Source organism: Blastococcus colisei, assembly GCF_006717095.1.
Taxonomy (GTDB): domain Bacteria; phylum Actinomycetota; class Actinomycetes; order Mycobacteriales; family Geodermatophilaceae; genus Blastococcus_B; species Blastococcus_B colisei.
The window spans coordinates 3,787,778-3,813,003 of record NZ_VFQE01000001.1 but is presented as its reverse complement, the minus strand read 5'-3'; the positions used below and the strand labels follow the sequence as shown (position 1 = coordinate 3,813,003).

Below are 25,226 nucleotides of genomic sequence, written 5' to 3'. Positions count from 1 at the left end.
CGCCATGGGCAACCCGCTGCTCGTCTTCTGGAAGAACATCTTCGGGCAGGACGCCGACGACCGGCGGATCCGCCGGTCGACCCGACGCGTCGCCGCCTCCTCGGCCGCCCAGGCCACGGCCACGATCTTCCTGATCCTGCGGCGGATGCGGGCCCCGCTGATCGTGCTGATCGTCATCTTCTCCGTCAGCGTGCTGGGGCTGACGCTCATCCCGGGTCAGGACGCGAACGGCAACCCCGTCCGGATGGGCTTCTTCGACGCCTTCTACGTCATGAGCTACACCGCGACGACGATCGGCTTCGGGGAGATCCCGCACGAGTTCACCTACAACCAGCGGATGTGGGTGACCATCGCGATCTACCTGTCGGTGGTCGGCTGGGCCTACGCCATCGGGTCGGTGCTCGCCCTCCTGCAGGACCGCGCCTTCCGCTCCGCCCTGGCCCTGCAGCACTTCAGCCGCAAGGTGAAGCGGCTGCGCGAGCCGTTCCTGCTGATCGCCGGGTACGGGCGTACAGGGGAACTGCTCGGGCACTCCTTCGACGCGCTGGGCCGGCGGTTCGTCGTCCTCGACCACGATTCCGAGCGCATCGACCGGCTGGAACTGGACTCGTACCACGCCGACGTGCCGGGCCTGGTCGCCGATGCCCGCAACCCCGGCCACCTGGCGGTCGCCGGCCTCGGGCACGCCTGCTGCGAGGCGGTGGTGGCGCTCACCGACGACGAGGAGGCCAATCTCGCCGTCGTCATGGCCGCAGCGCTGCTGCGCCCCGAGCTGCCGGTCATCGCGCGGGTGACCTCGCGGACGATCGCCGAGCGCATGCAGGCGTTCGGCAGCCCGAGCACGGTCAACGCGTTCGACCGGTTCGGCGATCACCTGCGCCTCGCGCTGCGGGCTCCGGCTTCCTACCAACTGATGACCTGGCTGGAGAGCGGCCCGGGCGCCGCGCTGCCCGAGCGCGGTGCGCCCCCGCGCAGCGGCCGCTGGATCGTCTGCGGATACGGCCGGCTCGGCCGGGAGCTGACCGCCGACCTGCGCGCCGAAGGCCTCGAGGTCACCGTCATCGACGCAGATACCCGGGACGTCGCCGACGCGGACCTGCTGGCCGGGGACGGCTCCGACCCCTGGGTGCTGGCCCAGGCCGACCTCGATCGCGCCGTCGGGCTGGTCGCCGGCACGGACAACGACACGACCAACCTGTCCCTCGTGGCGGCGGCCCGGCGCAGCAACCCGCGTCTCTTCCTCGCCGCCCGGCAGAACCACGCGGCCAGCGCGCCCCTGTTCGCCGCGATGGAGGTCGACGCCCTGCTGGTGCCGACCGAGGTCATCGCCCACGAGGTGTACGCGCAGCTGTCCACCCCGTTGCTCTGGCGGTTCCTGCGCGAGTTGCCGGCGAAGGGTGACGCGTGGGCAGCCGGCATCGTCGACCGGTTGACCGGGCTGTGCGGCTCGCAGCTCCAGACGCTCTGGAAGGTGCGCCTGACGGCGCAGGAGGCACCGACCCTCGGGCCGTGGCTGGCGTCGGGGGAGGCGCGCCTCGGCCAGCTCCTGCGCAACCCGGAGAACAGGGACGAGCCACTGCACACGACCGTGCTGCTGGCCCTGCGGGGCAGGGACGCGACTCTCGCGCCGGACGACGACTTCGTCCTGCGCCCGGGCGACGAGCTGCTCTTCGCCGGCTGGGCGGCCGCCCGACGGGCGCTCGACACGATCCTCGTCGTGGACGGCGTCCTCGAGTACGTCGTGACCGGACGCCGTGTGCCGTCGAGCTGGATCTGGCGCAAGCTGCAGCCGACCCCTCAGCCGAACCGCTGAGCCGCAGGGGATGCAGCAGCCCCGGCCCGGGCACTAGCCTGCTGGAATGGCCGCGAAGGACCTCCAGGACCTCGTGCGGCGCCGGCTGTGGGAGCTGTCCCGCAGCCCCGACGACGCATCGCGTCTGTCCCGCTGGGTCATCCCGCCGGAGACGCTCAGGCGCATGGCCCGCACCGGCGGCACGAGCTTCATCACCGAGGGTCTGGCCGGCTTCCTCGCCCGAGCTCTCGACGTGCCCGAGAACCGCGTCCGTCGCGCCGCCGATCTGCCGCTGGTGGCCGACGACCGCGAGAGCATCACGACCCGGCCGCACCTGCGTCTGGTCCGCGACGACGACCTGGGCTGAAGCCCGATCAGACCGTCGTTCCGTGCAGCGCGATCATCCGGTCGATGACCTCGTGCCAGGCGGCACGTACGTGAGCCGGTTCGTCGCTGACCATGGTCGTCACCTGCGCGACCGTGCCCCGGCCCTCGCTGACGATCGCCTCGAACCCGAGCCGGAAGACGAGATCCCTGATCCGGTCCAGGCCCAGGCCCGCGTCGATCAGGGGACGGACCACCCACTCGCACTGCTGCGGAGACAGAGAACCCACGACGGTATTCGCGCACGAGGGCCGATCCGGATGCACCCTCTCGACAGCGGCCCGGGTCCTGGTGGACCGGGCCGCTGTCGAGAGGGTGCGCCATCAGGGACGCCGCGCTCGAGGAGCCAGCCGGCATCGCGCTGTCCGAGCCGCAAAGGTGGGTCAAACACGACGGAAGAATGCGGGCAGAGCGTCGGCGCGATACAGATGACGCCGGAGGACTTCGGCGCCATCGTCGCCCAGTCGGACACCAGTGCCTCCGGCGTGATCGTCCAGGTCTTGGCGGAGAGCGAGCAGGTCGCGGGTCAGGCGTCGCAGTTCGACGGGTTGCTAGCCCAGTGCTCCTAGGTGACCGTCGACGCGCCCGACGGCAGCACCGCCACCATCAAACTTCGCCGAGCTGGAGGTGCCCGAGCTGGGCGACTCGAGCGACGACGTCCGCTTCACCGTCTCCCTCCGGAGCCCCGACGGCACCAACCTGACAACGCGGGCCTGCTGGCCGTGGCCACCGACGGACAGCGGCTGATCTTCCTGCAGCGGACCGGCACCGGTGCAGCGCCCCTGGACGAGGCCGCCTTCGCCGCTTCGTTCGCGCAGACGTTCGAGATGCAGCAGGTCAGCTGACTACCGGCCTGTCGCCGCGGCGCCCTGACACCGGGGGTCGCATGAAGCGCGACGGCGCAATGGTGATCGCCCATCAGGCGGCGCTCATCGGACGGGCCTCGGCTCAGTCTGGTTCGTGCCTCCGGTGGTGACGACGGCGCGCTCGCCGAGACGCTCCAGCTGCGGCCCACCGCCGAAGGGAAACGACTCGGAAGAACGCGAAGGCGTTCACCGCCAGTCCGACCGCTGTGGTGCCGAGGCCGAACGAGCGAGCGAACAGCGGGATGGCGGGGGCCACGATGCCGAAGCCGACGGCGACGACGAAGCCACCGCGAACAGGAGCCGACCCCGCGGAGGCAGCTGCCCGGGCGATCCGGCTCGGGCGTGGTAACGCACGAGTGCCGATACCTGCACGGCCGGGCCGGCCCTCGCGTCGCCCGGCCACGTCGTCGGAGAGACCGGGGGAACCGAGCGGCGCTCACGAAGTGATTTTCGACGACGAGGACAGCGGTCCAGGCGATCCATCACTGCGAAGCAGGTTGTTCTGTGGCCAGGGCGACGTCACCCGGCGGCGGTCCCCGCGAAGGTGGCCCTTCTCTGTGCGCCAGTCAGGCGCCGAGGAGGGCACCACGGGTGGCCAGCGCCAGCCCGACCAGCAGGACCAACGCCGCCGTCAGCACCGGAGCCGCGAAGAGGACGCGAGAGAGCAGGCGGGCCCGACGCAGGTCGGCCACCCGCCGCTCCAGACGACCGCGCAGCCTGATCAGCAGCAGGCCGACGGCGGTCAGTGTCGCCGCCATGCCGAGCCCGTAGGCGAGCACGAGGACGACGCCGAAGACGGTGCGTCCCAGCCCGATCGAGGCGATCAGCACGATCAGGGCGGATGGACTGGGGACGAGTCCACCCGCGATCCCCATCCCGATCAGGCCGCCGCGGCCCGCGCTCGGTCCGTGGGTGTGTCCACCCGGTCCGTGACTGTGGCCGCCTGCCCACCAACCGCTGTCGTGCGAGTGGTCGTGGGAGTGTCCGTGTCCGTGTCCGTGTCCGTGTCCGTGTCCGTGCCCGTGTCCGTGTCCGTGTCCGTGCCCGTGGGAGTGCCCGTGATCGTGTGAGTGGTCATGGTCGTGCGGAGGCACGTCGCTGTGTGCTGCCTGCCTGTGTCTCTGGCTGCTGCCGGCGTGTCCGCTCACGGCGGCGGCCACCGCCGGCTCGGGCAGGGCCTCGACTGCCGGCAGCCGTCGTGACCGTGCCGCCCTCCACCGGGGAAGGGCTCCGCGCAGCATGACGACGCCGATAGCAGCCACGATCAGCCCGCTGACCACCCCGAGCCAGCGGATCACTTGGTCCCCGGCCAGCGAGCTCGACACGGACAAGGCCAGCCCGAGGACCAGCACACCCACCGTGTGAGTCGCTGTCACCGTGGCCCCGACGGTGATCGCGTCCCGGCTGCGCCCGTGGCGGCCCGCCAGATACGCCGCCATGACCGTCTTGCCGTGGCCGGGCAGCAGCGCGTGTCCGCAGCCGAGCAGTACCGCCAGGAGCACCGCCAGCGTGCCGACGAGCGGGGTCAGCGCCCGCTCTCCGATGAGGTCCTCGAGCCAACGGTCCAGCGCCGCCAAGGCGCTGCTGAACGGGTCACCGGTCTCGGGCGTGATCGCTGCTCCGGCACCGGTGTTCTCGCCGGGCTCGGTCACCACGGTGAACGATCGGACGTCTACCGGTGAGGCCAACAGGTCATCGGGATAGTCGCGGAGCTCGTCGCTGATGCTGTCGACCGGGACCGGCGAGTCGACCAGCCGGACCCCCTCGCCGTCCGCCGTCACCTCCCGCCAGCCGACCCGGTCGGCCAGGTAGCTGTCCTCGAAGGCGATCTCGGCCGGGGCGTCGAGCTCGGCATCCGAACGCAGGTCGCACGTCAGCCGGAGAGTCGGCAACCCGGCCGTGCCCGGAACCGTCTCCATCGCCTCGCCGACGACCAGCCAGTCCACCGACCTGCCGTCCACGGCGACGCGCACGGCCGAAGCGAGATCGGCGCACTCCGCCGTGGCCGCGTCGGTGAGCTGCTCGGTGCTCGGTGTGCCGTCCGGCGCGATCGTCTGCAACGCCTGTGCGGCCGGGATCTCGGCCCGGTCGACGACGGCGGTGAGTTCCACACGGTCGGGGAACAGCTGGACGTGGTCGTAGTGGTTGACGGTGAAGTTGCCCAGGGGATGGGCATCCGCGATCCCGGCCGGAGCGGCGAGCCAGAGCGCCGAGGCAGCGAGGGCGACCCCGAACGACCGCCGTCCTCTCACGGACGGCCGCCCAGGGAGGCCAGTAGGTCCTCGGCTCGGGGCGCGTGCAGCGGGGAGAAGTGCGGATTGGTGTCCAGCGCGCTCGTCAGCGTCGCGCGTGCCTGGTCGACCTGGCCCAGCGCCGCCTCGATCGTCCCACGGTGGTAGAGGAACAGTGCGCTGGCGCCGCCGAGCGCCGTCGCCTGCTGGGCGTGGGGCAGCGCCTCGGCGTCGCGCCCGGCAGCGTGCAGTGCCCAGGCCAGCGCATCGTGGGAGTCGATGTTCTGCCGCCGCTCGAACTCCGCCTGTGCCGCGGCCAGTGCGGTCGCCGGATCGCCGTGGTCGGCGGCGAACAGGGCCATGGTCAGGTCGTCGGACGCCCCGTTCGCCTCGAACAGGGCACGCACCGTCTCGACCAGCGCGAACTGCTGCTCGGCTTCATCGGTCCGTCCCTGCGACTCCAGGTAGGCGCCGAACTCGACCAGGTGCTCCGGTAGCGGACTCGCGTTCACCACCGCCTGGAAGGTCTCCACCGCTGATGTCTCGTCGCCGCGGGCCGCGAGCACGCGGGCGCGGCCGAGCAGCAAGGCGGTGTCGCCCGGGACGGCCTGCAGGCCGGCGTCGAACTGCGCGGCAGCCTCGTCCAGATCCCCGGTGGAGAACGCCAGGCCGCCCAGGTAGGTGCGGCAGAAGGCTTCCCCTGCGCCACCGTCCGTGGTCGCCAGCGCCTGCTCCAGCGCCGAACGCGCAGCGACCAGGTCGCCGTGCAGCTCCGCGTCGTAGGACGCCCGGGTGAATGAGGCTAGACCCGGCCGCAGCGCCAGCATCCGCTGCAGCGCCTCGGTCGCCCCCGCGTAGTCCCCGAGCTGGGTGCGGGCATCGGTGAGCACACCCCACGCCGTCGCGCTGTAGTCGTTGATCGCCAGCGCCCGCTCGGCCAGATCGGCCGCGGCGGCGAAATCGTGCCGGGCGTTGGCGAGAGCGCCTTGGCCGCTGAGCGCGGCGTCGTTGCCTTCCGGCCGCAGGGCGAGCGACTCCTGGAAGGCGCCGTCGGCCTTGTCGTAGTAGGACGGGTCTGCGGTCACCCGTGCCTGCTCCACGTAGGCCGAGCCCAGTTGCGCCCAGGTCGTGTAGTCACCCGGGACCTCTTCCAGCCTGCGCTGCGCGGCGTCGATGGACGCCGCGATCGGATCGACCCGGGCAACCGCCGTGACCTGCTGCGGCGCGGCGGCGTCCTTGTCGACGGAGGCTGTGTAGGCGGCTGCGACGGCGACCACGAGGAGCAGGACGCCGGCGATCACCGCGCTGACCGCGGTACGGGTGCGCATGCTCAGACGTTCGGCAGGTCGCCGACGGGAGCGGTCGTGCCGGCGGCGATGCGCTCGTCGCTCTCCTCGAGTGACCGCTCCAAGTCGAGCGTGGCCCGGACGACGTAGTTGTCCTCGTAGGACCGCGCGGACTGGTCGAAGTCCCCGGTGCACGTGATGAGCACGATCTCCGAGCCGTCGACCGGCGCGTAGATCTCGTCAGTCGGTAGCGCGTCCTTGGGATACTGCTGGGCGTCGCTGACGGCGAACACCGCGACGGTGTTGTCGGCGCGGGTGACCAGCACCTCGTCACCGATCGCCAGCTCCGTCAACCGGTAGAAGACGGCCGGGCCGGTGACGTCGTCGACGTGGCCGGCGATCAGCGCCGGTGGCCCCTGGGGGTCCCCCGGGTAGCTGCCGCCGGTGAACCAACCGGCCTTGGCGTAGTCGACCGGCACCTCGAGGGTGCCGTCCCCGTTGAGACCGAGATCGACCAGCGGGGAGCTCACCTCGATGGCCGGGATGTCGACCTGGACGGGCTCGGCCCGGGCCAGCGCGCTGACCACCGTCGGCACCTGTGCCTGGTCGCCAGGGGCTTCGGCCGCGACCGACGGGGCGGCACTCGCCGGACGAGACGCCTCAGCGTCCCCGAAGACGACATAGCCCACGAGCAGTCCGGCCGCGAGCGCACCCAGTGCCGGGAGCAGCCAGACCGGGATGCCGCGGCGGCGGGCGGGGCCGGGCTCGTCGGCGTGGCGCAGTTCGGACTCGACCAATGGGGCTCGGCCCGAACCGTCATCGGGAGCCGACGAGGGCTGTTCGGGGTTCGTGCTGGACAACAAGGACCTCCTGTGGCCTGTTCTCGCGCCGTCGGGAAGAAGTTCGCCCGGGGGGCGTGGCTGTGGGGTGCGGCGGGAAGCCACACCCCACAGCCGTCGAGCGGTCAGCCCTCCGTGGTGGAACCCTCCGCTCGGCGCAGCGCCCGGCCGCGGATGAGCGATCCGGCGCCGGCCCCGATGAGCAGGAGCGCGGCCGATCCCGTGAGTGCCGGGATCAGGGTGTCCTCGACGCCACCCGCGCCGGTCTCCACCCCACCCCGCGGGTACCTGTTGGCCACCGGCTGACCCGCCGAGGCGGCCGGCTTGTCAGCAATCGGCTTGCCAGGAGCCGGCGCGGCCGGCTGCTCCGCCGGAGCGACGGGCTTTCCGGGAGTGCCGTTCCCGTCGGGCGTGTCGGTTCCGCCGGCACCCGTGCCGCCGCCCTTGTTGACCGCCTGCGTGTTCGGGCCGGCGATGTAGGGGAACGAGGCGCTGAAGGCGTTGTCGTTCGAGTCGACCAGGTCGCCACCCTTCAGTGCTTCGAAGGCAGCCTGGCGGTCGGCCGGCACGTTGCTGACGTCGTAGATCCCCTCGAGCGCGAGGATCTCGATGTCCACGACATCGTCGGCCAGACGGCGACCGTTCGGGAAGCCCTGGATGTCACCACCCACGACACCGAGCCGGCTGGCCTCGTGCAGTGGCTTTTCGTCCAGCCCGGTCGGCCCGGTGATCGACATGTTCAGCCGAAGCATCTCCGAGGGCTGGAAGGCGGCCGGATCCGCTGCCGCGTTCAGCGCCTGCGAGTTGAGGTCCACGTTGATCGGGTTCGGCGTGGCCGGGTCACCGTCGACGTCCACCACCTCGTTGGTGACGATGCCGGTGAGGAAGACCTCGAAGATGTCGTACCTCGGGGTCGGCGGTGCCGGGATGCCGTAGATGGCCTCGATCAACCTGGGCACCTCCGGGTCGAGGACCCGGGCGACGACTGCGCCGTCGGCCGCATCGGCGTCCTGGGCGGGGGAGATCGAGTTGAACGCGTCCTTGAGGCCCGCCGGGACGACGACCTCGTTGACCAGGGGCTGGCCGAGGCGGGACACCTGGGTGAACCCGGTGTTGGCATCGGCGGCCGTGCCGTCGGCGTCGCGCAGGGTCGGGCGGGTGGTCGTGCTCCAGACCCCGATGACCGGGTTCTCGCCGGCGTTGCCGCCGATCGCCACCTGGTCCTTGGGGACCTCGAGCACGATGCTGTTCGCGTTGTACCCGGCCAGCGTGTCCGTGCCGCGCTCGGAGAGGTCGGCGCCGTAGAGCAGGTCGAAGACCCGGATGTCCAGGAAGAAGGGGTCCTCCGTCTGGGTGGTCAGCGTCATGCCCCCGCCCTCGACCTCGGTCTCCGCCGGGGTCCGCAGGTTGTCCACGTAGTCCTGAGAGGTGCCCATGCTGGCCATGCCGGTGTAGGACGGCGAAGCTTGACCTTCGGCCACCGGGGCCCCGTACGTCGCCCCGCCGTCGGTGCTCACGTCCAGGGTGAAGTACTGCCGGTAGAGGAGGTTCTCGTCGTCGAGCGAGGTGACCGGGCCGTTGTTGTAGAGGAACGTGTCGGTGCCGCGGAGGTCCTCGGTGGTGAACCGCCAGCGGTAGATCAGGTCGGCGACGGCGTCACCGTTGTTGTCGATGTTGATCAGGTACTCGGCATCCTCGGCCCAGGGGTAGAAGTTCGGTCCCTGGACGGGCTCCTGGAACGGTCCCCAGTTGGCGATCAGCACGACGTTGTCGGTGTTCTCCGGGCTCGAGAAGGCGTAGACGTCGGTGTTGTCCACGAGCGGGTCGCCGAGGATCAGCGGTGCCTCGCGGTGACTGGAGGCTCCGGCCATGGTGGGCAGGAGCCCGATCACGGTGGAGCCGGCGAGCAGGCCGCCTGCGGCGAACAGGGCGGTGGCACGGCTACCCCGCCTCTGGAGCAGTCGTTCGGAACTGAGCATGCGCGTCCTTCCCACGACCGCCCACTGCAGGCGGTCACCGACATGACGTCGCAGCCGACTCGAACCAGGAGATCCGAGCCGCCGGAAAGGCGCTCCTCGGGTCCTGTCTGCGATCGAACTCACATGTCCTACTGCGACGCGCGAAGGAAATCAGCGAACTACTGCGGCCGCGATGGAGCTGTCAGGAAAGTACGCAACCGACGGCACGGCGGTCGCAATGCGTCACGTGACGGAGACTCACACGATACGGTCGGCGCCCACCGAGTTGCGCACCTCGAAAGTTCTGGATCATCCGACTCGGCGCGCCGGTCACTCAACGCACGAAGGGGGCCTGGCCGGTCTCGCTCACCATGGACTTGCCGGCCGCCGCTGCGGCAGATGACGTAAGGGGATCGGCCTCGGGAAAGCCCGTCGAGCCGCGGCGGCTCGCCCATCGGGATCTTGGACGCGCTCTGGGCGCGGCCCTACGTCCACTCGTCGCCCTCCCGGACGGTGAGGCATCGAGGCGGACGCGGTCTCATACGAGGGAGCCGCCCCGCGCCTTCAGGCCCTCCTCCACTACCGCTCTAGATGTCTCACACCCGGCTGAACTCGTGTCAGATCGAAATGGGTGGCCAGCGTGGGAGGTTGTCATCGCCCGCTGGTCACCTGCCACGAATACGCCCCCTGGTGCCCCCTCCACGGAGGAGCCGCTGACTCGCCGGCGTTATGCGCAAAGGCCATTCGGAGAAGGCTGAGGAGAACTTCTCCGGACTGTTCGCGGACGGCCAGCCGCCTCGAAGTCGGGACGATCTTGCTCTGTGGGACCGAAACCCCTGGTCAGGGGCCTACCGTGTGGTGCGCCATCAGGGACTCGAACCCCGAACCCGCTGATTAAGAGTCTTGGTGATTGATCGTTATCGGACCCTGACGGCTGTGTCGCAAAAGTCCAGTTCATCGGCTCGTTGCTCGTCTGACACCGTTGATCATCATCGAGCGATGCTGAACGTTTTCTATGGGTAAACTATGGCTCAGGGCCATAAGCTATGGGGGTCTGAAACCACGTGTGCAGCGTCCGACTTCACTGCACGAGGAGGCCTTCGTGGGAAGACCGCACTTGGAGCTCGGGACGCACGGCCGCGTCCGGATCTATCGACAGCCCTCTGGCTACCGCGCAACGTGTCTCTTCCGGGACTGGGACGGGGTGACTCGGCAGGTCGAGCGACAAGCCAAGACCAAGGGCGCCGCCGAGCGGGCCTTGGCCGTGGCCCTACGAGAACGCGGGCGATCCGGGGATGCCCACGACATCGCGCCGGAGACCAAGGTCGCCGACGTCGCGGAGAAGTGGTTCAGTGAGCTCGAAGGCAAGAGCCCGTCGACCATGCAGGCCTACCGAGATCGGCTCGACCGCCAGGTGCTCCCCGCGTTGGGCGGCGTGCGGTTGCGGGAGATCAGCGTCGGGCTGCTGGATCGTCACCTCTCGGCGGTGAGAGCCGCGCACGGTCCTGCCCTGGCGAAGATGACGAAATCCGTCATCAGCGGCATCTGCGCACTCGCCTGTCGCCACGATGCGTTGAAGTCCAACCCTTGCCGGGACGTGGCCCGCATCCCGAACAAGCCACGGCATCCGCCTCGCTCGCTGACGGTGGTCGAGGTCAAGGCCGTGCGGACGTGGCTCAGCGGGGACGCGAGGGCGCGCGAGCGAGATTTGCCGGAGCTGGTGGCGTTCATCGCCGCCACCGGTCTGCGCATCGGTGAGGCCTGTGCCATTACATGGTCAGACGTCGACCTCGCCGCCGGCACCGTCACGGTGCGGGGCACGGTCCTGCGGGTCAAGGGTCAAGGACTGGTTGTCAGTCGCCCCAAGTCGGTGGCGGGGGAGCGGGTGCTCGAGCTGCCGAGCTGGTGTGTCGAGATGCTGCGACGACGCGGGCCGTCGAGCGGGCCGGTCTTCCCCGCGCCGCGGAGCCGAAGGCTTCGAGATCCCAGCAACACCCGCCGGGCCCTCCGTGAGGCCTTTCTTCAAATGGGGATGCCGGGGGTCACATCCCACGCCTTCCGCAAGACGGTGGCCACGCTCATGGACGAGGCCGGTCTGTCCGCAAGGAGCGCGGCCGACCAGTTGGGGCACGCCAAGCCGTCGATCACGCAAGACGTCTACTACGGGCGCAAGCGGCGAGCCACGGGAGCGGCGCAGGTCCTCGAACAATTGGCCTGAGGCCGTTGTCCGCCTGCGGTTGAACGGGTTGCGATGAGCAAGCCCGTGAGCGGCGTACTCAACCGGCGCCGGTATCGGCCGCTGAGGGACATGTCATTATTCAGATCGCCGTGGTCGGGTTGGGCGTCGATCCAGGCGCGGAGGTCGTCGATTCGGTAGAGGACGAGGCACTCGCGCGCGACGGCGCCGCGTCTCGACTCGCTTGTCATCTCCCCACAAGGGCCCGTGCGGCGTCGTCACGCAGCCCGCATGATGCCGGGCGGGCGCTGCCGCACTGCGCGAACGCGCCGGCGGCGCGGACAGGCCGGAGCCCGGCGCCGGGCGGAGCTGTTGACAGCAGCCTCCGGTTTTTCTCCTGTCTGCGTGAATGCCGAGCCCGGGAGTGGCACACACTCGCCGCTAGAGAGAGCCGGACGCGACTGGAGAAAGACAGGGGGAGTGCCGGCAGGCTCGTTATGCGGGGGCTGAAGCACAGGCGGCCCGCGTTGCTCCCCAGGTCGACTTCGACTACGCCGCTTTGACTGCATGGAGGGCCTTGGCTGTGAACGATGAGATCGCACCAACCGTGGCGGCGCAGCTGCTGACCCTCGACGAGGCAGCCGCGCTTCTCCGGACTCCCGTTGCCACGCTGCGCTACTGGCGGCATTTGGGTGTCGGGCCGGACGGCTTCCGCCTCGGTCGACGTGTCGTGTACCGGCGGCAAGACGTGGACCGCTGGGTAGCTGAACAGCAGCACGCGCAGTCATTGCGCCGATAGCCACTCATGCCCGGCTCATGATCCGGAGGGGACGCCTCAGCGAGCGACTCCGCCACCGCGCCGAAGAGCGCAGCGAGTGAAACATTGCAGTCGCCGCCAAGTTCCTCGGGAGCGGCGAAGGGACGGTCGCGCGAACTGCCACAACCGGCGCCTGTGGACCCCGGTCGGCCGCCGACGCCCGCTTCCTCGGCGCCGCCCCCACCAAATACCGCCGAGCGCGGGGCACGACTGCGGGCGGCCATTAGGCTGCTAGGCGCCCTGACACAACAGGCTGGGCCCATCAGCAGGCCGGTGCCGGTAGAGCTTCCCGCGCCGACAGAGGACATCCTCGCGGCGAGGTACAGCACGGGGAGCGCCGGTGTTCCAGGCCGGACCTCGGTGGCTTCCCCCGGCCTTGCAGCGGCATGTCGACCATCTCGGCGGCGCTACCGGATGCAGGCACTGCCTCGACTCCATCGAACCGGGGGCATCCCAGGGAGTCAACTGAACCCGAGGCAGTTCCCTTGATCTCTTCGCGGCGGTCACTCGGATGGTCGCTTTGTGGGGCTAGTTGCGGTATTGCTGTGTCTGCGGCCCGTGCCCTCCCGTGTCGCGCCTGCTGTCCTGCCGTGAATTGTGGGCGGCGGGCGGCCGACCGCGCGGGCGACCGGGGCACCCGATGTGGGGAGGTGAACACCGTCCCTCGCCAGCACCGGCGTCATTGTGCCGATACGGCGGGAGTGGTCGTCGACCGGAGGAGACTAGACATGCGGCGCTTTATTATGTCGCGGGTGCTTCTTCTGGTCGTGATCGGCCCGGTCCTGGCGGCCATGGTGTGGCTGATGCTGACACTGGACAGCCGGGGTCACACGCGGGCCGACGCCCAGGGGGCGCAGACCGCGGAGGTCATTGCCGCCACCGTCGTCGGCCCCCATCTCAACGCGGGTGCTCTCACGGCGGGCCGGTTCGCCGACGAGGCACTTTCTGATCTCCGACAGGACGTCAGCCAGCTGCGCCACGACGGTCAGCTGCTCGGCATCGGCGTCTGGGGGCTCGATGGCACCCCTCTGTTCGAGGGCTCCCCGGGCGGCTCCGATGTGGTGCGCCTCTCCCAGAGCGATCTTGAGCGTGCCCAGGGTGGTCAGTCCTGGACGGTGCACGACCAGACCGCAGACGGCCAGGCCCGGCTGCGGGTGTTCCTGCCGTTCCGGGCCGAGGGGACAGCCGCATCGGCCGGTTCCGTCGTCCAGGTGGTGATTCCGCACAGCCAGCTCACCGCGGCCACGGAGGACAGGCTGCTTCGGCAGCAGGTGTCCGTCGGCGTGATCTTCGCGGTGATCGTCGCCGGGCTGGGGGGGCTGCGATACCGCCTGCTGCGCCGCGAGCGGCACGCCCGCCACGACCTGCTCACTGGGCTGCTGAACCGCCGCGCGCTGTACGAGGACGCCCGCGGCCTGCTGGCCAAGGCGAGCTCCACGCGTCCCCTGGCCCTGCTGCTGATCGACCTGAGCGAGTTCAAGTCGGTCAACGACACGCTCGGTCACACCGCGGGGGACCTGCTGCTTCAGCAAGTTGCCGCCGCCCTTCAGGGCGCGGTGCGATCGGATGATCTGGTTGTTCGCCTCGGTGGCGACGAGTTCGGGGTGCTGCTGACCAGCCTGCCCAACACCGGCGCGGCGCAGGACCGGGCCGACCAGCTGCTGAGGCGGCTGCGGGAGGCGCCCTTCACGGTGCACGGCATGGAGCTGGCTGTGGATGCCAGCATCGGGGTCGCTCTCGCGCCCGAGCACGGCCGGAACCTGCCCGACCTGCTGCAGCGCGCCGACGTGGCCATGTACCAGGCCAAGCGCGGCCGCCGCGGCACCACCGTCTACGACCCCGGTACCGACCAGCACACCGTCGGCCAGCTGGCCATGGTCACTGACCTGCGCCGGGCCTTGGAGAACGACGAGTTCGTGCTGCATTACCAGCCCAAGGTGTCCCTGGCGGATCTGAAAGTCACCAGTGTCGAGGCGCTGGTGCGTTGGCAGCACCCGACCCGGGGACTGCTGCCACCGGGTGAGTTCCTGCCCGTTCTGGAACGCAGCGGACTGATGCAGCCGCTGACCCGGTGGGTGCTCCGGGAGGCGGTGCAGCAGGCCGCCAGCTGGCGGCGAGCTGGCATGCCGTTGCAGGTGGCGGTCAACATCAGCCCGCGCAGCCTGCTGGAAGACGATCTGCCCGCCCGGGTGTTGGCCGTCCTGCGCGGGGCCGAGTTGCCGGCGTCGCTCCTGCAGTTGGAGGTCACCGAGACGGCAGTCATGACCAACCCCGAGCGTGCGGCGTTCGTGCTGACGCAGCTGCAGGCCCGCGGGGTGGAGGTGGCCATCGACGACTTCGGCGCCGGATACACCAGCCTCGCGCTTCTCCGGATCCTGCCCATCACCGCGTTGAAGATCGACAGCAGCCTGGTCAGCCAGATGCTGGACCACGCCGCGGACGAGGCGGTCACCCAGGCCGTCATCGACCTCGCCCACCGGCTCGGCTTCAGCGTGACCGCCGAAGGCGTCGAGACCGACGCACTACTCGACCGACTCGCCGCGCTGAACTGCGACCAGGCCCAAGGCTATGTCGTCAGCGCCCCGCTGCCGCCTGCGGCCTTCGAGGGATGGCTCACCGACTGGCGGGCACGAACCTCATCGACGGCGGGCCGGTCGGGCACGCCGCCCCAGCGGATCTCGCCGTCCCACGGCTGACCCGGAAGCGCCGGAGGTGGCAGGAGGGTCGTGCGGAGCGCCGATAACCAGGTGTCCCATCCGAGGAGTGAACCGTGGCTGCCGACTGTCCAGGGGGTGGACGATCCGCCGTGCTGTGGGGCAGGGTGAGCCGGGGCTGGTCGCTCTCCCCCGTGGAGCGGCCAGCCCCTGCCGTGCCAGCCGAGGCCGCGCACTCGCCCGGCCGACGCCGCCGGTCAGGTGACGTGGAACAGGGAGTCGACTCCGGTGATCTGCAGAACGCGGCGTGCCGGGTCGTGCAGGCCGCGCAGGGCGGGTCGGTGCCCGTGCTCGCGGGCTGCTCTGGTGTGGCGGACCAGAAAGCTGATCCCGGTGGAAGACAGGAAGCTGACATCTGCCAGGTCGACCATGGAGATCGCCTCGTCGGCCCGGAGAGGAGCATTGTCCTCTGTGAGTTGGAGACGGTGAGCCGCCTCGAAGGCGTCGATCGTGCTCGTGTCGATCTCACCGGCCAGTCGAATCACCCGGCGCCCGTTTTCACAGTCGAGGCTGATTCGCCCGGGCGGCTGCGGGGAGTTGGCGAGCGTCATGGCCTCATCTTGCAGCTCGTCGCCCCCCAGATCAAGTGCTCTCCGGAATCAGAACGGTACGCTGCGTGGTCGGCCGCCGTGGCCGCCGATCGGCCGGGGCGCGGCCATGGTCTCCTGTTCCGGTGATGAACGGGGAGGGGACAGGCCGCCACGGTGGCCCTACCGGTGCCCACCCGCGCCGGCGCCCGGTGAACAGTCGCCTTCGGCGGACTGGGAGCTCAATGACCTTCGCCAGCTGCCGACGGCCCGCGCTGAGTTGCGCCGATGGGGTCCGGAGCGGGTGGATCTGGACTCCTTCTTGACGGACTTCGACGAGCTGGCTCCCAACGCGCTGCGGCACGGCACCGATCCGGTCGGCGCCGTCTGGTCTACGCCAACGACGGCTGGATGATCGAGGTCAGCCACGGCGCCCCCGATTGTCCGCGGCGATCGCGGTGGATCGGGACCCGGCCGTCGGCGGCCACGGGTTGCATCTCATCGCCGCCCTCGTCACCGCGCACGGCGTGCAGGCAACGGCTTCGAGTCAGCTCCGCTCGGCCGGCGTGCTCAGCGCACGGCTCCGGCCCGCTGCACGGCTGTGAAAGCAATGCTGACCGTCGCGCTCAGGCTCTGGAACTGGTTGCCGGCGCTCGTCGGCAGCGAGATCGTGAACACCAGGTGGTCCCCACCGCCGGGGTTCAGGCTGGCCGGATCACTCAGCGTCTGCGTGGCGAGGACCGGGCCGGAGTACAGCGTCTGCTCCGTGTCTTCGCAGCTGTAAGCGGGCACCTCGGCTCTGCGGTCGGTCATGGTCCATGCCCGCGAGCACGCCCGCAGGGTCAGTTGCAGCCCGTTGACCTCGTCGGTGACCAAGGCGTTGGCGGCGTCCGTCGAGTTGGCGAGTGCTATCGATGCCAGCGCGGAGTCGCCGTCGTTGGTCAGGTTCACCGCGCGGCTGAGGGAGTCCCCCGGAACGAAGCCGCTGGTGGTGACCGGAATGGTCTTCGGGCCGCCGGGGACGCCCACGTCGATGGAGACGGTTCCCGAGTCGATGAGGGTGTCCACCGACGTGCTGTCGGTGAACGTGCCGAAGGTGCCCAGTCCGGCGACCGCGCCGGCAGCGGCCAGTACGGCCAGCGATCCGACGATCTTCACAGCGGTGCGGCTCCGGGCGGGACGGGCGGTGACCGGGCTGTTCACGACGTCTCCTCCAGTTGGCTCTTGCCGTGGGCCTGCCCCGCGACAGGGACGACTCTGGAGGGAGGACCGCACGGCTGGCTGGAGGGCTCCGCAAGATAGCCGCAAGGCCCACATGGCATCGCGGGCTGCTGCGCCCGCGCGCCTCGTTATGCGCGGGGGGCGTCGGTCACGAGGCCGGCCGAGTGGCGAATCCGGCCCTACGACCGACCGACCAGTAAGGACGCTGAGCGGTCCGGTGACATCTCATGGCGCAGGGGCGCTGTCGCAGGTCAAAGCGCGGCAACGTTCGCGGAAGGATGTCGCCCGGACGTTCCTGTACCTCTGCTGGCTGGACTGCTCGCCCTGGATTCAGATGCGCCTTTCCCGATGACTCGCTGAATTCAGCGTCACGCCGACTGCGGCCAGCCTTTCCCGATACGGGCGGCTTTCCTGCGGCACCGTTTGGGCGCATTGGCAGAGCACCGTGCTTCCGGGGCTCGACTTGCATCTCTGGCCTGTAGTTCCAGGACCGCGGCGGTCTCCAGGAACAAAGCCATGCGTCGCAGCCGCTCGCCCAGTGCTTCGCGGTTCTCGTAGGATTCCCGCCGCCTGCGCAGCCCAGGTAGAAGTGCCTCGAGGGTCACGACCACGAGGGGTGAAGGTAAGCCTCGGCATAGCGCTAGAGCCGCCGCGCGTGTCGTTTCGGCGTGTCTCGCCATCCTCCTCCTGGCGTTCAGCCAACCGCCTTGCCCGGGCAAGGCGCAATGCATCGACCTTCGATGGTCCGCAACAACGCGAGCGAGATGCAGATTACCCCGTCCGAAATGGGTAGATCCTCGCGAACTCGCTAAGGGTCGTCGCGGTGACTGCCGATACCTGTCTGGTGGAATCTGCGGAACGAGTCGGACTAGGCCAGGTTCGCCCATTCCTGGCAAAGGCACCCACTGCAGGGAACCGTGACATGGCAGAGGTCAGCGGCGCCGACCGGGCAAGTCGCCACCTGCTCACGGCATGGTCCTGGTGGTGCTATGAACCGCACTCCGAGCAGGACCTGGTTTTCTCCGTGGCCACCTACAGCCGGGGAGAAGTGGGCTGGATATGCCGCCGGGCGCGGCTGCCAAAGCCGGCATTCCAGGCGCGGCTGCGACCCTTCGAACCTGGTTTCGCCGAGGCCATGGCGCAGCCCTTCACACTGATCTGGATGCCGCTGGACCAGTTCGCCCGAGGGGTAGACGGTTGGCGTTCCGAGGAGCAGCGCGTCGCCTACTGGTGACCGACCGTCGTCGCCACCGATGTGCTGCGGGGTCGGGGCGCGCGATGACCCTGGCGCGGGGACGACGATTGGAACACGCTCGCTGACATGACTGTGGACCGGCCTCCCCTGGGCTTCCCAGGCCGCGAGATCCGGCAGCGAGCCACGAGTGTCTCGTCGAGCAGCTGCGATCGCTGGCCGTCAATGTGTAGACAACGGCGGTGCTGGAGAATGAAGGGGAGCGGTACCGGCCGAGCCCTGGCAGCGCGGTCCTGTGCGGGTGCCCGACGGCGCCGCGACAGGGCTGCGCAGACCGAGGCCTCCTCGCCCGGGCAGGGCCTCGTCCTCACCCGGACGGCCGTCCGCCGGCCGGTCGCTGGTGGCATGGTTGCCGGTTGACCGGTACCTCCGTCGCTCGCCTCCAGAGGGCCCGGCCGTTGCGGTGTCGGCCGAGCCGATCGCGGCGATCCGTGTACTCCAGGGCGTCGAGGCGCGGCCCCGCTGCCAGGCGCGCGCATCCGCGGGCGCCGAGCGGAATCTCTGAACGCAGATCGAGGAGCGAGCGTGCACGAGACCTTGTTGACGGGCGCGGACAGGCCCACCGGCACTGCTCGGGACCTTTGGTCGCCGGAGGGCGAGAATCAGTTCCGGCTGTTCGTGTCCAGCGTGCGCGACTACGACAGTTCTATGCTCGATTTCGACGGTCGAGCGGTGAGCTGGAATGCCGGCGCCCGGCACATCCAGGGCTACGAGGCCGAGGAGATCCTGGGTCGCAGCTTCGAGGTCTTCTACCCGGAAGGGGACCGTGCGTGGGGCTTTCCCGAACGACACCCGGCGGCGCCCGCGGCTTGGGGAGAGCTGCGGTACGAGGGCTGGCGGCTGCCTCAGGACGGCTCCCGCTTCTGAACCGCCGTCGTCATCACCGCCGTCGTCAACGAGGCCCAGGCGCATGGTGGGTGTCGGCTCTCGCGGAAACCCAGCGACCTGTGGGGCACGGGCAACCACCGGCGGTGGCCGCCAGTGACCCCGGCCGGGCACTCGACGAGCTGCTCGACCCACGTAACGCCATGACCCGCACCCTCTTCGGGATCTCCACCGGCCATCGCCGCATTGGCCGAGTCGCCGGGGCGATCGGCCGCTCGGCAGGACCCGGCGGCCAGCCGGCCGGGTTCACGTTCGCCGACTGATCCTGCCGCCTGTGGTCGGGCTCACGCCTCGAAGACGCCCAGGCTGCAGGAGCTGCACCGGGCGGCGGGAAGCATCGGCGGGCGGAACAGTGACCCCGTGGCCAGATGCTGCTTGCCGAGGGTGACCGGCCCCACGGAGTCGCCCTCGGCGATCCAGTTGAGGTAGACCGCCTGACCGGCGATGTGTCCGGGATCGAGGGCAGGGTCGCATCGTTGGACACGTGGTGGGCAGCGGCATCGTGGACCTCCTCGGGTGCAGGCTATGGGGAAGGTGACTCGGGGAACCGTGCAAGAACTCGAGTGAGTCCCGGCGGTCAGCGACAGGCGTCGGGACCGTCATCACCGGCCGGCGGTGCAGCCCTCGACCGATTATCGGAATTCTGCGGCGCGATGCCGCGGTCGGGCAGATGGGTGTCTTAGCGTCGGGGTGTGATGGGGAGTCGGGGTGGTCGGCGTCGTGTCCGGCTGCCTGCCGGCGTCCTGGACGGCGTGCTCGCCGTGCTGGTGTTGGCCGGGGGCGTTGTCGGGTTCTTGGTGGGTGACGGGCCGGAGCCGGGACTGACCTGGCTTCTGCTGCTGGGGGCGTGCGTCGCCGCCGGCGCTGTCGGGGTGCGCCGGCGCTGGCCGGTGCCGGCGGTGGCGGTCACGGTCACGGTCTTGTTGGCCACCATGGGCAGTGGTCAGCCGGGGCCGGCGTTGCTGTTGGCCGTGCTGATCACCGTGTACACGGTGGGTGCGTACACCGATCGGCGGGTGACGCTCCTGACCGGCGCGGCCGCTGCCGCTGGGGTCGTGGTGGGCGCGCTGGCCGTCTCCGGTGGCCGGTGGAGTGACCCGGGGGTGCTGATCTTCGCGGCGTGGATCGGCTTCGCGGCCGCGATCGGGGACGGGGTCCGGAGCCGGCGTGCCTATGTCAGCGCCGTGGAGGAGCGTGCCCGGCGGATCGAGCAGACGCACGAGGAGGAGGCCCGGCGCCGGGTCGCCGAGGAGCGCGTGCGGATCGCTCGGGAGCTGCATGACGTCGTGGCGCACCACGTCGCGGTGATCAACGTGCAGTCCGGTGTGGCCGCGCACCTGTTGCCGGGGCGACCGGAGCAGGCGGTGGCGGCGCTGGAGCACATCCGGGCCGCCAGCCGGGCTGTCCTGGAGGAGTTGAGCAGCGTGCTGGCCGTGCTTCGTGGTCCGCAGGACGAGAGCCCGGCGCCCACCGAGCCCACCCCCGGCCTGGCCGATCTCGACCAACTGGTCGAGCGCCTGACCGCCGCCGGGATGGCCCTGGAGTTCACGGTGGCCGGGCTGCCCCGGCCACTGCCGGCCGCCAGCGATCTCGCCGCCTACCGCGTCATCCAGGAGTCGCTGACCAACGCACACAAGCACGGCGCGGAAGACAGCGCGCGGCTGACCCTGCACTGGACCGCCGACACCCTCGAGGTGGAGGTCGTCAACCCGGTCACCGCCGGCCGGGCGGCGGCGACCGGCGGCGGGCACGGACTGCTGGGCATGCGGGAGCGGACCACCGCCCTGGGCGGACAGTTGTCGGTCGAGCCGGGGCCTGCCCGGTTCCGGGTCCGCGCGGTCGTCCCGGCCCCTTCGGTGGTCGGATCGGCGGCGCGGTGACCATCCGGGTGCTGATCGCCGACGATCAGGCGTTGATCCGGGCCGGCTTCCGGGCGCTGATCGACTCTGCCGACGACCTCGAGGTGGTCGGTGAAGCCGCGACCGGGGACGAGGCCGTCGCGATGGCACGCAGCACTCGCGCCGACGTCGTCCTGATGGACATTCGCATGCCGGGCACCGACGGCCTGGCTGCCACCGGCCGGATAGCCGGGGACGACGACCTGGCCGGTGTCCGGGTGCTGGTGCTGACCACCTTCGAGGCCGACGAGTACGTCGTGCAGGCGCTGCGGGCGGGAGCGAGCGGGTTCCTCGGCAAGGGTGTGCTGCCCGCGGAGCTGCTGGCGGGCATCCGCATCGTCGCCGCCGGTGAAGCACTTCTGTCCCCGGCAGCCACCCGCAGTCTCATCTCCCGATTCCTCCAGCAACCAGCTGACTCTGGCGGTCGCGCCACGGGCAGCCCCGAACGGCTCACCGTCCTCACCGAACGCGAACGCGAGATCCTGGCCCTGGTGGCGCACGGCCTGTCCAACGAGGACATCGCTGTTCGTCTCGTCGTCTCCCCGCTGACGGTCAAGACCCACGTCAACCGCGCGATGACCAAGCTCGGCGTTCGTGATCGCGCGCAACTGGTGGTGGTGGCCTACCAGAGCGGGCTGGTCGCCTCCGACGCCGGGAGGGGATCGCTGCGGGGCTGAGCCGGCCACGTCAGGTGGGGCCCGCTGTGGTGGCCCGAGGAGCGGTAGGGGTCACCGCGGACGGAACCACCGGCGCAGGGCGAGAAAGCGTACCAGGCCCACGGTTCCGTTCACGGCCCCGATCACTGCCGCCTGGACCCATAGTCCCGGAGTGCCGGCGGCAGCGTCGAGCACCGCCAGGGCGACAGCGGTGGTGACGATCCCGGCCAGGGCCAGCAGACCGCCCCGCCACTGGGCGGTCGACCACGTCACCCGCTCATCGGCGTGGAAAGTCAGCCGGCGGTGCAGGTCGTTGGACAGGACGGTCGAGGTGAGCGCCGCGGCCAGGTTGGCCGGCTGGGCGCCCAGGCCGTGCAGCGCGGCGAACAGGGCGAGGTAGACGAGGTTCGACACCCCACCGACGGCAGCGAACCGGAGCAACTGCGGCCGACCGGCGTCGCTGCGCAGCAGCGCCGGCAGTCCCGTCATGACGACCTCCTGGGATGCCGCTTCCCCCGGCGCGGGCCGGGCCGTCGGCCGTCCGCCCGGTGGGCCGTGATCCGCCGGGCGAGGGGCGGGCAGGTCACGGGTCCTCCTAGTTGGAAACGCACGCTGCCGCGGAGCGCAGATTCGGTTCGTACGGTCGGGCCCTGGTCATCAGGACCGGGCCGCGTCCGGGCGGCGCAACCCGCCCCGGCGCGGCTCCGGTTCGGGCGTCAGGCGTCGCGGCGGGTGAGGGCCACGGCCGCCGCGACGAGCAGCACGGCAACCGATCCGATGAAGACGGCGAACCCGGCGCCGGGGCCGAGGAGTCCCTGCCCGGTGTCGGCCACGGCCGTGAAGGCCTGCCCGGCAGCGGCGGGCAGGTACGGAGCGATCGCGTCGGCCCAGCTGTCGGGCAGGACGAGACCGAGCAGGCCGGGCACGACCAGCAGGACAGCGAAGAGCGTGGTGATCGCCCCAGCGGTGTGGCGCAGCAGCGCGCCGAGCGCGATGCCGATCACGCCGATGCCGGTGAGGTACAGCGCGGAGCCCACGACCGCACGGAGGACGCCGTCGTCGGTCAGCGCCACGTCCATGTCTTTGCCCGCCAGGATGGCCTGGCCGGCGAAGAACGCGACCAGCACCGCGACAAGCATGAGCGCCACGGTCACGGCGGACAGCACGATCGCCTTGCCCCAGAGGACCGGGAGCCGCCGGGGGACGGCGGTCAGTGAAGACCGGATCATGCCGGTGGCGTACTCCCCGCTGATGACCAGCACCCCGAGCACGCCGATGATGATCTGGGCGAGCTGGACGCCGGCGAGGCTGATCATCGTGGCGTCGACGGGGAACCCGCCGCCTGGGGCGCCCTGGCCACCGCCGGGTGGGCCCTCGAGCTGCCCGGAGACGGCGGCGGAGGCGAGCAGGCCGAACCCGATGATCACGATCACCGCGGCCACCAATGTGTAGACGGTGGACCGCAGCGAGCGGAGCTTGACCCACTCGGAGACGACGACGCGCCGCTGGGTCAGACGGAGGTCGCCCTGCCGCGGGCGGGCGGGGGAGGGGGCGGTGGTGGTCACGATGCGGCCTTCGTGTCGGTGAGGGTGTCGGTGAGGGTGGTGGTGGCGTGGTACTCGATGGCGTCCTGGGTGAGCTCCATGAACGCCTGTTCCAGGGAGGCCTGCTGCGGGGAGAGTTCGTGCAGCACTATCTGGCGACTAGCCGCCAGATAGCCGATGTCCTCCGCGCGCAACCCGGTGACCTGCATCGATCCGTCGGGGTGAGTGGTGAGCGTGATGTCGGGCCCGGCCAGCACCTCGCGGAGTTCGGACAGCTGCGGGGAGCGGACCCGGACACTGCTGTGTGACGCGCGGTCGATGAGCTCGGCCGTGGGGGAGTCGGCGATCAGCCGGCCCCGCCCGATGACGATGAGGTGCTCGGCGGTGACCGCCATCTCGCTCATCAGGTGCGAGGAGACGAACACCGTGCGCCCCTCGGCGGCCAGGCCCTTGAGCAGGTTGCGGATCCAGAGCACCCCATCGGGGTCCAACCCGTTGACCGGCTCGTCCAGCAACAGCGTCTGCGGATCGCCGAGCAGCGCCGAGGCGATACCCAGCCGCTGGCCCATGCCCAGGGAGAAGCCACCGGCGCGCTTGCGGGCCACCTCGTGCAGCCCGACCAGGTCGATCACCTCGTCCACGCGGCGGCGGGGCACCCCGGTGGTGGCTGCCATCGCCAGCAGGTGGTTGTAGGCCGACCGCCCGGTGTGCACGGCCTTGGCCTCCAGCAGGGACCCCACCTCGGCCAGCGGCGCGGCGTGCTCCCGGAACGGGCGGCCGTTGACCGTGACCGTGCCGGCGTCCGGCCGGTCCAGTCCGACGATCATCCGCATGGTCGTTGACTTCCCGGCCCCGTTCGGCCCGAGGAAACCTGTCACCACACCGGGACGTACGGTGAACGTCAGGTCATCGACGGCCACCTTCTCGCCGTAGTGCTTGCTCAGGCCACGTACCTCGATCATCGTTCTCCTGACGCCGGTCGACCCGCAGTCGCGGGGACACCGCCAGCCTGCCCGGCCGTGGGGTCATCGTCGTCGTCCCTACGTGGGCTTTCGGCCGTACCGCCGATGCAGTACGGCCGGACGACACGCGGCCCACTGACGACGACGGGATCCCCGTCTTCACATCTCTCACTGCCGGCCGCAGGCGGCGTTGCGACTTGATGCCCGTTCTCGGTAGACCTGCCCCAGGGTGCTGCTGCGGATGTGGTTAGCGGGGTGCTGCAGGAGCGCAATACCTGGAGTAGGTGGCCGAGATCAGCGGCGAATCGCGCCAGCGGGCGCGTTGGGGCTGTAGGTGCTCGTTGACGGCTTCGATGAGCAGCGCCTTGAGCGCGCCGGCTCCCGCGGCGCCGACGGAGTCGGCTAGCACCTGGGGGTGGTGCCGGTGCAGAGCGAGGCCAGCAGCAGGAGGTCGAGTCCCAGTCCCGTCTCGCGCGATCACCAGGCCGTGGACGTACAACGCCGCTTCGGCGTGCTCCCCAGGCGCGAGGCGCGAGGCGAGGCGCCTGGGTCGTCCGTCGGCACCCGGAGCGCACCGCGCAGGCGGTTAGCTCTCTCCAGCACCGCAGACGCTAATGGGTCTGACCATTCACCCGACTCCGAACCCACCCGATGAGGCAGTGCAGCGCCGCGTGCCCCTCGGGCGAGGCGAAGCCTTGCTCGAGGCGTGCCGCTTCGATCAGCTCCGCGCTGTCTACCGAGCCGCGTCTGTAGAAGTGACCGAACACGCGACCGGAGGGGGTCGCGCTGCTGAAGAGTCCCGCGATTCCGAGGGCGATGGCATCGGAGATGGCCAGTGTGGCCGGCGGTCGCTTCAGCTCGGCGCGGCGGTCGAGAATGTCCGATACGCCGGCAGCCACCTGCAGGTCGGTGGCCGGCGTCCTCACCCGGCAGCTGACGATCACTCGAGGCTCCTCCCCAGATTTACACAGTCGTCTTCCCCCGATACATCGGCGCGTACCCCGGCAACCTGAAGCAAGAGTCCAGGTGTCTTACGCAACAATCTCCGAGACGCCAGGGGGCTCCATTGTTGTGCAGTTCTTGGGCTGGTGCGCGAAGGCTCACTCTCGCGACTCGGGCGGGACGTCACCGGACACGACGCGCCCCCACTGGGCCCGTTGAACTTTCGTAGCACGTTCCGCTTTACGCCGGACTGACGCAGGCAGGTGCCTTTAGGCC

23 protein-coding genes are annotated in these 25,226 nt (G+C 70.3%); 12 read left to right on the top strand and 11 right to left on the bottom strand.

What is annotated here, in order from left to right; translation table 11 throughout:
• Positions 1-4 precede the first annotated feature (4 nt).
• Complete coding sequence (locus FHU33_RS18080; RefSeq protein WP_142026597.1) at positions 5-1,813, top strand: potassium channel family protein; 1,809 nt, start codon at positions 5-7, stop codon at positions 1,811-1,813.
• Positions 1,814-1,859: 46 nt separating this feature from the next.
• Positions 1,860-2,159: a hypothetical protein gene (locus FHU33_RS18075; RefSeq protein WP_142026596.1), complete on the top strand. Its 300-nt coding sequence runs from the start codon at positions 1,860-1,862 to the stop codon at positions 2,157-2,159.
• Between the two features lie 7 nt (positions 2,160-2,166).
• On the opposite strand, the gene FHU33_RS18070 is transcribed toward FHU33_RS18075, so the two are convergent.
• The gene (locus tag FHU33_RS18070; protein WP_142026594.1) at positions 2,167-2,406 is read right to left on the bottom strand and encodes a hypothetical protein; all 240 of its coding nucleotides are present in this window, start codon (positions 2,404-2,406) and stop codon (positions 2,167-2,169) included.
• Between the two features lie 198 nt (positions 2,407-2,604).
• On the opposite strand from FHU33_RS18070, the gene FHU33_RS25110 reads away from it, so the two are divergent.
• Positions 2,605-2,745: a hypothetical protein gene (locus FHU33_RS25110; RefSeq protein ID WP_170182514.1), complete on the top strand. Its 141-nt coding sequence runs from the start codon at positions 2,605-2,607 to the stop codon at positions 2,743-2,745.
• 153 nt (positions 2,746-2,898) lie between these two features.
• Complete coding sequence (locus tag FHU33_RS26275; RefSeq protein ID WP_281281659.1) at positions 2,899-3,021, top strand: hypothetical protein; 123 nt, start codon at positions 2,899-2,901, stop codon at positions 3,019-3,021.
• A gap of 587 nt (positions 3,022-3,608) precedes the next feature.
• Here the strand turns inward: FHU33_RS26275 and FHU33_RS18060 are convergent.
• The 4 genes from FHU33_RS18060 to FHU33_RS18045 all read right to left on the bottom strand — a co-directional run bounded on the left by FHU33_RS18060 (position 3,609) and on the right by FHU33_RS18045 (position 9,377).
• On the bottom strand, positions 3,609-5,294 hold the full coding sequence (locus FHU33_RS18060; protein ID WP_211355180.1) for a hypothetical protein: 1,686 nt from the start codon (positions 5,292-5,294) through the stop codon (positions 3,609-3,611).
• Positions 5,291-6,601: a tetratricopeptide repeat protein gene (locus FHU33_RS18055; protein ID WP_142026593.1), complete on the bottom strand. Its 1,311-nt coding sequence runs from the start codon at positions 6,599-6,601 to the stop codon at positions 5,291-5,293. Before FHU33_RS18055 ends, FHU33_RS18060 begins: the two co-directional genes overlap by 4 nt.
• Positions 6,602-6,603: 2 nt before the next feature.
• Positions 6,604-7,419, bottom strand: coding sequence for a class F sortase (locus tag FHU33_RS18050; protein WP_142026591.1), 816 nt, complete (start codon positions 7,417-7,419; stop codon positions 6,604-6,606).
• A gap of 104 nt (positions 7,420-7,523) precedes the next feature.
• Positions 7,524-9,377, bottom strand: coding sequence for a DUF4331 domain-containing protein (locus tag FHU33_RS18045; RefSeq protein ID WP_142026589.1), 1,854 nt, complete (start codon positions 9,375-9,377; stop codon positions 7,524-7,526).
• Positions 9,378-10,560: 1,183 nt separating this feature from the next.
• Here FHU33_RS18045 and FHU33_RS18040 point away from each other — a divergent pair.
• From FHU33_RS18040 to FHU33_RS18030, 3 genes are all read left to right on the top strand, one after another.
• The gene (locus FHU33_RS18040; RefSeq protein WP_246063811.1) at positions 10,561-11,574 is read left to right on the top strand and encodes a tyrosine-type recombinase/integrase; all 1,014 of its coding nucleotides are present in this window, start codon (positions 10,561-10,563) and stop codon (positions 11,572-11,574) included.
• Positions 11,575-12,115: 541 nt separating this feature from the next.
• Positions 12,116-12,331 carry a helix-turn-helix transcriptional regulator gene (locus FHU33_RS18035; RefSeq protein ID WP_246063809.1) on the top strand — a complete coding sequence of 72 codons (216 nt, stop codon included), beginning with the start codon at positions 12,116-12,118 and terminating at the stop codon, positions 12,329-12,331.
• Between the two features lie 770 nt (positions 12,332-13,101).
• Positions 13,102-15,045, top strand: coding sequence for a putative bifunctional diguanylate cyclase/phosphodiesterase (locus FHU33_RS18030; RefSeq protein WP_170182513.1), 1,944 nt, complete (start codon positions 13,102-13,104; stop codon positions 15,043-15,045).
• 215 nt (positions 15,046-15,260) lie between these two features.
• Here FHU33_RS18030 and FHU33_RS18025 read toward each other — a convergent pair whose 3' ends face one another.
• Together FHU33_RS18025 and FHU33_RS18020 are read right to left on the bottom strand one after the other, a co-directional pair.
• Entirely contained in the window at positions 15,261-15,614 is a 354-nt protein-coding gene (locus FHU33_RS18025) for an STAS domain-containing protein (protein ID WP_142026584.1), read from the bottom strand.
• 546 nt (positions 15,615-16,160) lie between these two features.
• Positions 16,161-16,793, bottom strand: a complete 633-nt coding sequence (locus FHU33_RS18020) for a TasA family protein (RefSeq protein WP_170182512.1) — start codon at positions 16,791-16,793, stop codon at positions 16,161-16,163.
• 940 nt (positions 16,794-17,733) lie between these two features.
• Between FHU33_RS18020 and FHU33_RS18015 the strand changes: the two genes are divergently transcribed.
• From FHU33_RS18015 to FHU33_RS18000, 5 genes are all read left to right on the top strand, one after another.
• Entirely contained in the window at positions 17,734-18,045 is a 312-nt protein-coding gene (locus tag FHU33_RS18015; RefSeq protein ID WP_142026581.1) for a hypothetical protein, read from the top strand.
• 543 nt (positions 18,046-18,588) lie between these two features.
• Positions 18,589-18,930: a PAS domain-containing protein gene (locus FHU33_RS18010; protein WP_170182511.1), complete on the top strand. Its 342-nt coding sequence runs from the start codon at positions 18,589-18,591 to the stop codon at positions 18,928-18,930.
• A 104-nt stretch (positions 18,931-19,034) separates the two neighbouring features.
• Positions 19,035-19,211 (top strand): hypothetical protein, encoded by a 177-nt coding sequence (locus tag FHU33_RS25105; protein ID WP_170182510.1) that lies wholly within the window; start codon positions 19,035-19,037, stop codon positions 19,209-19,211.
• A 432-nt stretch (positions 19,212-19,643) separates the two neighbouring features.
• Entirely contained in the window at positions 19,644-20,828 is a 1,185-nt protein-coding gene (locus FHU33_RS18005; RefSeq protein ID WP_246063960.1) for a sensor histidine kinase, read from the top strand.
• A complete protein-coding gene (locus tag FHU33_RS18000; protein WP_142026576.1) occupies positions 20,825-21,523 on the top strand; it encodes a response regulator in 699 nt (232 codons plus the stop codon). Before FHU33_RS18005 ends, FHU33_RS18000 begins: the two co-directional genes overlap by 4 nt.
• A gap of 51 nt (positions 21,524-21,574) precedes the next feature.
• Here FHU33_RS18000 and FHU33_RS17995 read toward each other — a convergent pair whose 3' ends face one another.
• From FHU33_RS17995 to FHU33_RS17980, 4 genes are all read right to left on the bottom strand, one after another.
• Positions 21,575-21,991 (bottom strand): GtrA family protein, encoded by a 417-nt coding sequence (locus FHU33_RS17995; protein ID WP_142026575.1) that lies wholly within the window; start codon positions 21,989-21,991, stop codon positions 21,575-21,577.
• Between the two features lie 227 nt (positions 21,992-22,218).
• Complete coding sequence (locus FHU33_RS17990; protein ID WP_211355179.1) at positions 22,219-23,067, bottom strand: ABC-2 transporter permease; 849 nt, start codon at positions 23,065-23,067, stop codon at positions 22,219-22,221.
• A complete protein-coding gene (locus tag FHU33_RS17985) occupies positions 23,064-24,008 on the bottom strand; it encodes an ABC transporter ATP-binding protein (RefSeq protein WP_142026571.1) in 945 nt (314 codons plus the stop codon). Before FHU33_RS17985 ends, FHU33_RS17990 begins: the two co-directional genes overlap by 4 nt.
• Positions 24,009-24,619: 611 nt before the next feature.
• Entirely contained in the window at positions 24,620-24,952 is a 333-nt protein-coding gene (locus FHU33_RS17980) for a hypothetical protein (RefSeq protein WP_142026570.1), read from the bottom strand.
• Between the last annotated feature and the right edge of the window lie 274 nt (positions 24,953-25,226).